Origin of the sequence: Rhodothermus bifroesti (assembly GCF_017908595.1) — a bacterium.
GTDB lineage: Bacteria > Bacteroidota > Rhodothermia > Rhodothermales > Rhodothermaceae > Rhodothermus > Rhodothermus bifroesti.
Window position 1 is genome coordinate 73,465 of sequence record NZ_JAGKTL010000001.1, and the last position, 11,210, is coordinate 84,674.

6 protein-coding genes are annotated in these 11,210 nt (G+C 51.4%); all 6 read right to left on the reverse strand.

Features of this window, described 5'->3' with window-relative positions; all coding sequences use genetic code 11:
- Positions 1 to 74 precede the first annotated feature (74 nt).
- The 6 genes from J8E65_RS00240 to J8E65_RS00265 all read right to left on the reverse strand — a co-directional run bounded on the left by J8E65_RS00240 (position 75) and on the right by J8E65_RS00265 (position 11,191).
- The gene (locus J8E65_RS00240; RefSeq protein ID WP_237181481.1) at positions 75 to 2,021 is read right to left on the reverse strand and encodes a glycoside hydrolase family 127 protein; all 1,947 of its coding nucleotides are present in this window, start codon (positions 2,019 to 2,021) and stop codon (positions 75 to 77) included.
- Positions 2,009 to 5,356, reverse strand: coding sequence for a VCBS repeat-containing protein (locus tag J8E65_RS00245; protein ID WP_210373347.1), 3,348 nt, complete (start codon positions 5,354 to 5,356; stop codon positions 2,009 to 2,011). Before J8E65_RS00245 ends, J8E65_RS00240 begins: the two co-directional genes overlap by 13 nt.
- Before the next feature lie 178 nt (positions 5,357 to 5,534).
- On the reverse strand, positions 5,535 to 6,890 hold the full coding sequence (locus tag J8E65_RS00250; protein WP_210373348.1) for a family 43 glycosylhydrolase: 1,356 nt from the start codon (positions 6,888 to 6,890) through the stop codon (positions 5,535 to 5,537).
- A gap of 20 nt (positions 6,891 to 6,910) precedes the next feature.
- Positions 6,911 to 7,912 (reverse strand): arabinan endo-1,5-alpha-L-arabinosidase, encoded by a 1,002-nt coding sequence (locus tag J8E65_RS00255; RefSeq protein ID WP_237181482.1) that lies wholly within the window; start codon positions 7,910 to 7,912, stop codon positions 6,911 to 6,913.
- A gap of 79 nt (positions 7,913 to 7,991) precedes the next feature.
- Positions 7,992 to 9,578 (reverse strand): alpha-N-arabinofuranosidase, encoded by a 1,587-nt coding sequence (locus J8E65_RS00260; RefSeq protein ID WP_237181483.1) that lies wholly within the window; start codon positions 9,576 to 9,578, stop codon positions 7,992 to 7,994.
- Between the two features lie 80 nt (positions 9,579 to 9,658).
- A complete protein-coding gene (locus J8E65_RS00265; RefSeq protein WP_210373349.1) occupies positions 9,659 to 11,191 on the reverse strand; it encodes a RagB/SusD family nutrient uptake outer membrane protein in 1,533 nt (510 codons plus the stop codon).
- Positions 11,192 to 11,210 lie beyond the last annotated feature (19 nt).

An 11,210-nucleotide genomic window follows, 5' to 3' on the forward strand; every position in this document is an offset into this window, starting at 1 on the left:
AAAACAAAATAAACCGGTTTTAAAAGTCAACACAAAAATTTATATCATGACCATAATGTGTTGCTGTAGGGGGACTATCTACACCGATCCCAGTAGATCGTGTAGCGTTCGTGGTGGACCTCGTAGAAGGGCTTAAGCAGCACGTCGGCAGGCTGACCCGCGCCAACGGTATGAAAACGCAGCTCACCGCTTGTAGCTAGCGGTTTGACCCAGGTCTCCACACGGTTCAGATCGCCACATAGGCGTGGTACAGAAGGGGCTGGCCAGTTGAAAAAGTCCCATTGATTCCGCGCGTAGGCTCCCCCTTCAGGTAATCCCCGATTACCAAAAACGCCGGCCAGCACGATTGGGCCATACAAAATGGCAAATCGATCTGGATTGTCCGGCATTGTCTCGACGTGCAAGCGTAAGGGTAGGGTAAGCTCAAGCTGATCTCCTGGATGCCAAAGACGATCTAGGGTAAGATAGCTTCCTGGGTGGCTCGCTAGCTGCTGCACTTCACCGTTAAGGCGCACCTCCAGACTTCCTTGGGCCCACGAAGGATGGCGCACCCGCACCACCAGGCGTTGCGTCATTTCAGGATTGAATTTCAACCGCACCTGATTGCTTTCTGGGAAAGCCGTTTCCAGGCGCACGGTTAGTGCCCGTTCTTTCCACGTGAGCTCTGAAGGAATAAACAGGTTCACATAGAGCGTATCCCCATTGTAAAAGTAAATGAATTCATTGTATTTGACGTGGTTTTCCATGCCCGTTCCGACGCAGCACCAGAATGCGTCCTCTGGGGTTGAATAGGTTTTAAAATGGCCGGGCCGAAGAGATACAAAATAGGTAAACATACCTTTATGCGGCTCTTGCGAGGCCAGGATGTGGTTGTACAGGGCCCGTTCATAGTAGTCGACGTAGCGCACTTTTTCGGGGTTAAGCGCAAAAAGGTGGCGCGTTAGACGCAGCATGTTATAGGTGTTACAAGTTTCGGCCGTGCGCTCATCGAGTCGACGGCTTAGGCTGTCGCGTGGGCCAAAGTGTTCGTTTTGCGAATTGCCCCCGATTACATACGTATGATGCTGCACTACCTCTTCCCAGAAAAACTCGGCGATGGCCCGCAGCGAATCGCTTCCGATCAGTTCATACTGTCGCACGACTCCGATCACCTTGGGAATCTGCGTATTGGCGTGGAGGCCGGTCAGGTTTGGGACGCCTCGGGCCAGTGGTGAAAGCACGGTGGCATGATAGAACTTCTGGCTTAGCTCACGGTATCGCGGATTACCCGTTAGGCCATGCAAATGGGCCAGCACTTCATTCATACCCCCATGTTCGGTCTGCAGCATCTGCTGCCATTGCGCCGGGGTTAGGTTTTTTGTGGTTTCATAAACCCAATCGGCCAAGCCTATAGCGATTTGTAGCGCCTGTTGACTTGCTGCGTACCAGTAGGCATCCAGTAACCCGGCGAACAGCTTGTGCAGGGTATACCAAGGTACCCAGGCGCCGTTTAAGGAAAAGGGCTTCGTTTCCCAGAGTTCACCCCGTGCAATTTCGGACCACAAACGCTCGCCTTCTGGAATAGCGCCAACATAGCCGTTGCCATGGGCTTGCTGAACTTCGGCTAAGGCTTGCACGATGTACGCAATACGTGTCTTTGCAAGGCTATCCCGCGTAGCTGCATAGTACATAGACAGGGCAGAAAGATAATGCCCTAAGGTATGTCCGGAAATGCCCAGCGACTCCCAACCCCCATACTCTGGCGCCTTGGAAGCTAAGCCCGCAAAGCGGCGGAATCGGCTAAGCAATCGGTCAGGATCCAGCGAAAACAAATAGGCCGCATCCCGCTGCATAGCCGCTTTGAATGGACTGTCGAGCAGCTGCACCGCCTCGAACGGAAAGGCAAAGGCCCGTAGTCGCTCTTGGTAACGCGCGTCGGTTTCTTTGGTTAGGGGCTGAGCGCGCAACGTCCCGGATAAGCTGCTCCAAAGCGTTATGCCCACCAAAAGGCAAAAAAATGCCCGCATAATTATGGAACCCATTGTTGCACAGTTTTTCCCTGGGCGGCATGAAACGTCACTTGCTGCACTTTTTTAGAAACGCAAAGCGTAGCACTGCTCTGCGAAAGATACCCACTGCCCCAGTACCGCTCGCGTCGCTCTACGCGGCCGGCAGGCAGGTGAAGCTGCGCATAAACAGCCTCAGATGGCCATGGCCAGCAGCTTACAGGAGGAGCGCTCCGGTAGCCCAGAAGATGCAGTGGGCCTTGATTTTGTGCTACCAGGTAAGCGGGTTCATTTTTAACCTGAAGGCGCACCAGCGCCTTTGCGTCACCGTCCACAAAAAAGCCGCTTTCCCTATGAGATACAGGGTGCAAATTCCCTTTGCCGTCTCCGCGCAGCCACAGCCCGATAAACGCATCATAACGGCCAGTTAGCACATCCGTAGCATAGTCATTGCCCACGGCCAAAAGATCCAGTGAGCCATCGCCGTCCACATCTTCGGCCAGGAGCCCAAAAATAGGAGCTACTTGCGCTGCTAAGGGTAGCGGGCGCACCTCAAAGCGATCGCCCTGATTTTCCAGATAGCTACTGGCTAGCTGATACGCCACGGCCACATAGGCCCCTTTTAATTGCGTTTCGTAGACCAAGTCTCTTAAGTGCGACCGAGCGTAGGTAGCATATGAACTCACCTGCAGTGCTCGGGGTAGCAAGACCTGCATGAAAAGCTCATCCATGCGCGGAACCAGCACTTCCCGACCCTGCAGATAGAAAGTCATGATCGGATCAATAAGCCCGTTTCCATCAAAATCAGCTGCATAAACACGTATCGGCTCTTGCCTAGAAGCGCGAAAGCGCGAGTTTAGTCCTGTATTTCCCGCCACATAATCAATATCACCATCTTGATCGAAATCGCCGCCAGTAATGCTATTCCACCAACCGTGGGTATGGGCTAAACCTAATGCTGCCGTGACTTCACGAAAGCGTCCCTCCTGATTTTGCCATACCCGAACAGGCATAAACTCACCTACTACAATTAAGTCAGGCCAACCATCGTTGTTGTAATCACTCCAGAGTGCATCGTTCACCATGCCTGCCTCACCCAAGCCAGGAGCGATATCGTTCGTTACCTCTACAAAGCGCCCCCCTTCATTGCGCAGTAAGTAACTGCGTCCAGGTAATGGGTAGCGCAGCGGTCGCATCCGTCCGCCAATGAACAGATCAAGGTCACCATCTTGGTCAAAATCGGCCGCTCGGACGACAGAGCTGCTTGTGCGTGCCTCCGGGAGAGCTAAGGGATCCCATATCAGTTGCCCCTGACCATCGTTGCGATACAGTCGATCTCGCAGATAGTCTGATCCCTCAGGGAACTCTCCACTACCGCTAGCCACAAGTAAATCTAGATCGCCATCACCATCTGCATCAAAAAACAATGCCCCCTGATCCTCCAGCATGGCTGTAGGGTCTATCGGGCCTGCTTTGAAAAAACCCTCAGGTTGCTGCAAAAACAGCCATCCTGCCTGGGCGTAGGTGCCCCCGACATAGAAATCTTCACGTCCATCGCCGTTCACGTCACCTACAGCCAAGCCAGGACCTAGCTGTGAAAACGTGCGTGGCAAGAGCGGCTGCCGGATAAAGTCGCTGTAAAGATCTTCAATATGGCGATACGGGGGCAACCGATCAGTGCGCTCTACCAACAATCCCTGAGGAATATCAGGAGGCTTAACGAACGCACCTGGTCCTTCAGGCTGATGCAGTACCAGCAGTGTATCGACTGGCAAACGAATCCATTTCGTTTGCTGCCCATTAGGCCAACGCACCTTGAGTGAGTCAATTTGTGCACACGAGCCCAACCCCAAATGCATCACATAATCAACCGACGACTGGTAACCTCGCACAACGTAATGCTGCTGCACCCAATGCAGGCTATCGCAATAGACTTCAACCCAAGCTCCTAAAGCACGTGTGTTGGGTGGGTGACCGCGCAAATCGAGCTGGACGTAATGCCCCTGCCCACCTCTGTTTTCGTAAAGCGCAATCGGCTGGTCAATCCGATTGACGATCACATCAAGATCGCCATCGCGATCCAAGTCTGCATACGCTGCACCATTAGAAAAAGAAGGGTCCGTAATCCCCCACGCCTTGCTTACCAACGCAAAGGTACCATCACCACGATTTCGAAAAACAGCGTCAGGCCGTGCCAGATCATACAACTCCCGAACCATGGAGATCAGCCGACGCTGCACCGAATCGGTACCTAACCGACGTTCCTGTTGTAAGACTGGGATCATGCGGTCTTTGATAAAATCCATGTCGATTACAGCTCGGCGGTAACCGTTGGTAATCCAGAGATCTCGATAGCCATCGTGATCGAAGTCCGCTAGCAAAGGGGCCCAGCTCCAGTCGGTAGCATCAATACCTGCTAGCTGTCCCACTTCACTGAAGGTAAGCTTCCCCTGGGCATTCAGCCCATGATTGAGCTGGAGGGTATTGCGCCAATACTGATAGTGATACCCTTCCTGAAGCATAGCTTGGTAATACCCAAAACTCGTTAGTGGGAAGGCCATCCTTTGGCGCTGGTCATGATCGGGGGGAAGCATTTCGACAACGACCAGGTCGAGCCAGCCATCGTTATTTATGTCAGCCAGATCGACCCCCATCGCTGAATAGCTGAAGTGTTTAAAGACCTGCCTGCCTACTTCTTTGAAGGTGCCATTACCCTGGTTTAGATAAAGGTAGTCGCTAGCCATAAAATCATTAGCTACATAGATATCATCCCAACCATCACGGTTAACGTCTCCTACAACAACACCCAGTCCCATACCTGGATAGCGAATACCTGCCGCTAAAGTCACGTCTCGGAATGTTCCATTGCCTTCATTATGATACAGACGATCATTTCCAATCCCATAACCAGTAGAATCAATAGGTCGAATTCGATTTGGTTGTAAATCAAGCATAGAATGATTAAGCAAATACATATCGAGATATCCATCTCTATCATAATCAAAAAAGACTGCTTGTGTAGAATAGCTTGTATCGGCTATACCATAGCGTGAGGCTTGCTCAGAAAAGGTTAGATCTCCGTTGTTAATAAATAGCAAATTAGCTCGCTCTTCAGGTGGATACATTCCTGAGCGGCAAATGTAAAGATCTAGCCATCCATCCTCGTTGATATCGACAAACGTAGCTCCTGTAGCCCAACCAGTGACAACAATTCCCGAACGTTCGGTAATGTCTTCGAAGCGTAGATTCCCTCGATTCAAGTAGAGCCTGCCAGATATCATATTTCCGGTTACGTATAAATCTGGCAATCCATCATTATTGATATCACCTACGGCTACACCGCCACCATTATAGAGGTAAAAAAAGGTCATGAGATTGTGACGTGCGTCTTCGTGAATGGTGTTCTGAAAGGTTAAGCCGCTCTCTTCGGGGTCACGTAGTACAAATTGCGAAGGCCTACCCTGTCGACAGCCCCATAGAATAAGCAGGAAGCTGCTTAGCTTAACGATAAGGTTAATTGCAATGCTTCTTGAGTTCCCCATGCTTCCTTCAAGACACCGTTTTCCAAGCCCGCAGCACCTGGCCCGACTGGCTTCGTCCAACCGCCCAACGACCTTGGGGCTCTAATACCAAACGTTCCTCTACACTACCTACGGTTAAAACCAACTCTGATCCTTCCACACGCCAATTCCCAAGCCTGCTCCACAAGCCGTTACTGCCGCATTGCTCTAAGCTACCATCGTCTTGAAGTCGCAGCCGTACTCCTTGTCCGTAATCCACCGAGTATCCCCACACCCCTGCCAGATCCAAAGCCGCTACTTCTAAAGCTTCTCCAGGATACTTTCCATCATAGGCCTCACCCACTACGGGCCAACCATTACGCCACAATAGCGATCGCACCTGCATCTTTATACGCCCCCCATCCAGCCCATCGTAAAAGTGATGCACAAAGAACCAACGCCCCTGACCATCTCGAAACACCCCATTGTGACCAGGCCCCCGTATGCGTCCATAGCTCTGCAACAAGAGCGTTCCCCCTCCTGTTAACATGGACCGACCTGCTTGATCTACATACGGCCCCGTAATCGCCACTGAGCGGCCTACCATCACCCGATAAGTACTCGCTGCTCCTTGGCAGCATGCGTCAAAAGAGACAAATAAATAGTAATAATTACCTTGCCGCACAATAAACGGCGCCTCAATGGCTCGTTCGATCGGGCGCTCTGCTAAGTGGTAAAAGGTAGTATAGTGCTCGTAGTCAGGATTGAGTAGCTTTCCCGTTGCCGGATCAATGCGATGCAAGTAAATCCCGCGCAGATAAGAGCCCCAAACCATCCAGGGGTTGCCTTCCTCGTCTAAAATGAAGTTGGGGTCAATCGAGCCATAGGGATCTTGATTAGGACGCGTCTCGACTACTTTACCTTGATCTTCCCAGCGATAATTTGGGCTATACGGATCTAATGTGACATTGGTAGCTACGCCAATAGCCGAATGTTGCTGACCTCCTGAGCAAGCATAGTAGAGGTAATACTTGCCGTTAAAAAACGAAATGTCCGGTGCCCAAGGGAATTGAACGCCTGCGATAGACTGCGCACACCACTGAGGTACATCATTAGGCAATACAAACCCAGCCAGTTGCCAATTAATCAAATCGGTGGATCGGCGAATAGGAATGCGGTGGCCTGTGGAGAACAAGTAAAATGCGCCTTCCTCTTCTACGTAAATCGCTGCTGGGTCATGCGCTGCAATATCACCTACTTGCACCAGCGGGGTATAGTCTGCTACACTTGCCGTGCATGTTTCCTCCTGTAGTTCTGGCTCTACCCCTTTGTCAGCACAGGCACTTACTCCTACAACCCCAAGGAAAGCAAGCCATCTAAGTAAAGTTTGCTTATAGCAGCGCATAGGCCTTCGCGTTACGCTCGTCAATCGTCCAAAGACGCCAAAGGCCAGCCTTCGCTATCCCAGAGAAGCGGTAAAATCCATAACTTAGGCCGCCCTTCATCCAAGCGGTCGTAGCCATGAAAAACAAGAAAATCTCTCCCTTCAAACGTATAGACCGCGCAATGACCTACTCCAGGCCAGCGTTCATTGCCCTCTAAAACGAGCGTGCCACCACCTTGACGCATGTCTCGCCCTTCCCGATCTAGATAAGGTCCCCGAATATCCCGAGCCCGCCCTACCACAATCTTATAGTTGCTACGCACCCCTCGGCAGCAGTAATCCCAAGACACAAACAGGTAAAAAAAGTCTCCTTTTCGAAAAAGGAATGGGGCCTCGATGGCGCCGTCACCTGGGTCACGCTCATCTAGCGTCATGGTGCGCGGACGAGCAGCCACCGTGTACCACTCTTGGGGCTCAGCCAGTCGCGTTAGCGAGGTGTCTAAACGGACCAGTTTGATTCCTAGCCAGAATGAACCAAACACCAACCAGGGCTGTCCTTTCTCGTCGAAGACCACATTGGGGTCTATCGCATTCCACATATCGCGCCCTGGAACCGAGCGCACCACGGGCCCATGATCTTCCCAACGATAAGCTGGGTCTGCTGGGTTTAATGTCAGGCTTGTGGCTACGCCTATGGCTGAGGTGTTTTTTGCAAAGGCCGATACAGAGTAAAAAAGGTAGTAGCGCCCCCGGTAGAAGAGCACATCTGGGGCCCAAATATGATTGCGCTGGCGGAATCCAGGCACGACTTGCTCGGTCCAGGCTGGAGCCTCAGCAAATACGGGTTCCAGGCGTTCCCACTGGCGCAGGTCTTTAGAGCGCCATTGGGAAATGCCACGACCGGTATGAAAAAGATAGTAGAACGAATCCTGGCGGATCAGCACCGGATCATGCACGCGGATGTCGATAGGCTGGGCCCCAAGCTTTCCTCCAATTGCTCCAAGGAGCACCAACCATCCGTAGCGAATTAGCATCGTATGCATCACGCATGCCTCCATAATCTGGAAGTGGGGTGGAAAGCATGGTCGACTTTCCACCCACTTTCCAGTGCTCCTGTCACCTTCACCGTTCTAGACGTCCGATCAACTGCGTAAAGGAATGGGGAGGGAAAGTATAGGTAAAGCGCGTACCATTGGCGCTAACGTCGGGTTTGCGTACCGTTTTGACGCGCTCGATGCCGAAGTCATTTTCCGCCTTAATGTCGGGCCCGTTGACTTCATAGACTTCAAAAGGCCCTCGGAAACGGCCTTCCTGAGCGATAAGCTCGGTTGTTATCGGCTGATCCTTGTGCCGGTTGACGACATTGATTACCAGCCGCCCATTTTCTTCATTATAGACTGCAGAAACGTCTAGGTAAGGAACGTTTTCCAACTTTGTGGTGCGTTCACCCAGGCCCAGGAAGAACTCTTCGGTGTCGTAAGTGGGACTATCCACAAACACATCCAGAGCTGTACCGTGCGCATTGCGTGCAAAAAGCTGAAAGGGGTAATAGATTGTCTGCTTAAACAGGCCTTGTTCGTTGGTAAAGATGGGAGCAATTACATTAACAAGCTGGGCTAAATTTGCCATCTTCACAATATCGGCCTGCCGAATAAAGCCATTCAAAAAACCGGCAATGACCAAAGCGTCTTCCAGATTATAGCGCTCTTCAAGTGCTCGTCGGCCCCGCAGGGCTTCACCGGTGCGTGCGCGATACCAAACGTTGTATTCATCCCAGGCAATGTAAATTGGACGCTCCCGACGTGAACCCCAGAGCACCTGTTGAATTAAGCCCTTTACGATTGCTGTCCGTCGCTCCATCTCTAAAGGCGTAGCGACGAAGTTGTAGTAGTTATTGTCAGGATTACCCACGTAAATGTGCAGGGCAATGTAGTCGATATGATCCTTCAGCTCTTCAAGCACAACCCGATTCCAATGCTGGGGATCTGCACCCGGGCGAAAATCAGACGAGCCTGCGGCAATCAGCCGAATGCTGGGATCTGTAGCTTTCATGAGCTTTGCCGCCTCACGAGCCTTTTTGGCATAATCTTCTGCACTGAGATGCCCAAGCTGCCAAAAGCCATCCATCTCATTGCCCAAGCTCCAGAACTTGATCCCATAAGGCTCTGGGAAGCCGTGCTGTTTGCGAAGCTCCGCGTAGTATGGGCCTTCCTTTACATTCGTGTATTCCACCCACCATTGGGCCTCTTCGATGGTGCCTGTTCCCATGTTGACCGTAAAGTAGGGTTCGGCCCCGACCTTCCGGATGAATTTCATAAATTCGTTTGTCCCAAACGTATTAGGCTCCAGGACGTGCCAGGCTAAATCCAAACGAGGCTTACGTTCGGGCCCTACACCATCGAGCCAGTGGTAATTAGAGACAAAGTTACCACCGGGATAACGCAGGATTGTCACGCCCAACTCACGTACCGCTTGAAGCACATCCCTGCGCAGACCGTCTTCATCGGCCAGCGGTGAACCCGGCTCGTAGATGCCCCCATAGACACAACGCCCTAAGTGCTCCACGAAACTGCCATAGATCAAAGGATCTACTTTGTCAATAACACGATCTGGATCAATTTTAATACGTGCCTGCTGGGCAGACGTCGGCATAGCCAGTCCTAATCCCAGCACTAATCCTATAAAACAAACGAGGTGGCGATACCGCATGGTCTTTCACTGTTGGATTCTGGTAGGGAACGGAGGGATAGTCTGCCGCTTCTGCCTGCCCGGCAGACTATCCCCTAGCTCTAGTAGCTTGGATTTTGCTGCAGCAGCGGGTTAGCATCCATTTCGGCCTGCGGGATTGGCAACCACTCCCTTCCTGGCGCATAGCCGTTGAATTCTGGATCACAGGCGCGTAACTCGGCCAATTTAGCTGGATTACTCAACCATCCCCAACGACGAAGGTCATCAAACCGTTTACCTTCACCAGCCAATTCCAAAAAGCGTTCACGTGCGATGACTTCCCGCAGCTGAGCCTGCGACATGGCAGCAAACTCAGCTTCCCGGTTAGGTAAGCGCGCACGATTGCGAACCATTTGGATGTAGCGTGCAGCTGTAGCCTGATCTCCTAGCTCATTACGGGTCTCTGCATACATCAAAAGCACATCTGCATAGCGCATTACTCGGATGTTAATTCCTGACCGCATATCAAACTCATTTCCACCCGGAATATCACTTTGGTACTTGCGCCAGTAAACCGAAGTTGTGTCGTTTCCGTAGAGCTGTTCCCACGGCACGCCATAGACTGTCATTCCTGGGCGATAATAGAACATCGTAGCATGAAGCCTTGGGTCATCCTGCCCATCTACTGTTCGTTCTTGCTTAAAGGTCTGATACAAGCAGCGTGTGGGATTGGTATCAGCCCATCCAAATCCGGGGGGTGAATACGTAATCGACCGTGCCTGCGTCTCGCCCCAACTTGGGTTAGGAGTCCCTCCCCATCCTGGAACGGTACCTCCTACCTCGCGTGAAAATTGAATTTCAAAAATGGACTCAGCATTGTTTTCTCCTTCATACCCCCCGTTCAGCCGAGGATCGTCGACAAGTTGATAAAGACCCGAGTCAATTATTTTCTTAAACTCAGCATCTGCCTCTGCATAGCGCCCCGTAAATAAATAGGCTACTCCTAGATAGGCTGTGGCCGCACCCCAGGTTGCTCGCCCAATATCAGCCTCATTAGTATACCGCTGGGGTAGTACAGTCTGCGCCTCTTTTAGATCTTGAATGATTTGTGCCCAGACTTGCTCAGGGGGAGCCTGAGGTTGGCGATATTGTTCTTCCTTTTCGGCAGGCTCTAAAATAAGCGGGACGTTATTGAACATCTTGACAAGATGGAAATAGTAAAACGCCCGTAAGAATTTAGCTTCCCCCAAAAGACGCGCTTTTAGCTCTGGATCCATTTCGATATTTGGAACATATTTCAAAACTTGGTTAGTGCGGTAGATGCCATTATAAGCATCGCGCCACGCTAAGAAAGGCCCAAACGAAGCCGCGTTAAGATTAAATCGACCAACGTTTTGGATTTCCCCCCATGGGCTATCCCCTACTGCATCGTCAGCTCGCAAATCTTGTAGGATATGCATAAAACGTCCATACATGCCATCAAAAGTGAGTGGTTCGTAACAGGCATTTACGGCCTTGATGGCATCATCAGCGGTTTTCCAGAAAGTATCTGTGGTGGGGAGGTTGGGATTGGTAAGCTCCAAAAAGTTACCATCACATCCAACCATCAAGCCCCCACATAGCAGTAGCAACAGTAAGGTTTGGGCAGCTTTCATAATCGACTCCTTCGATTTA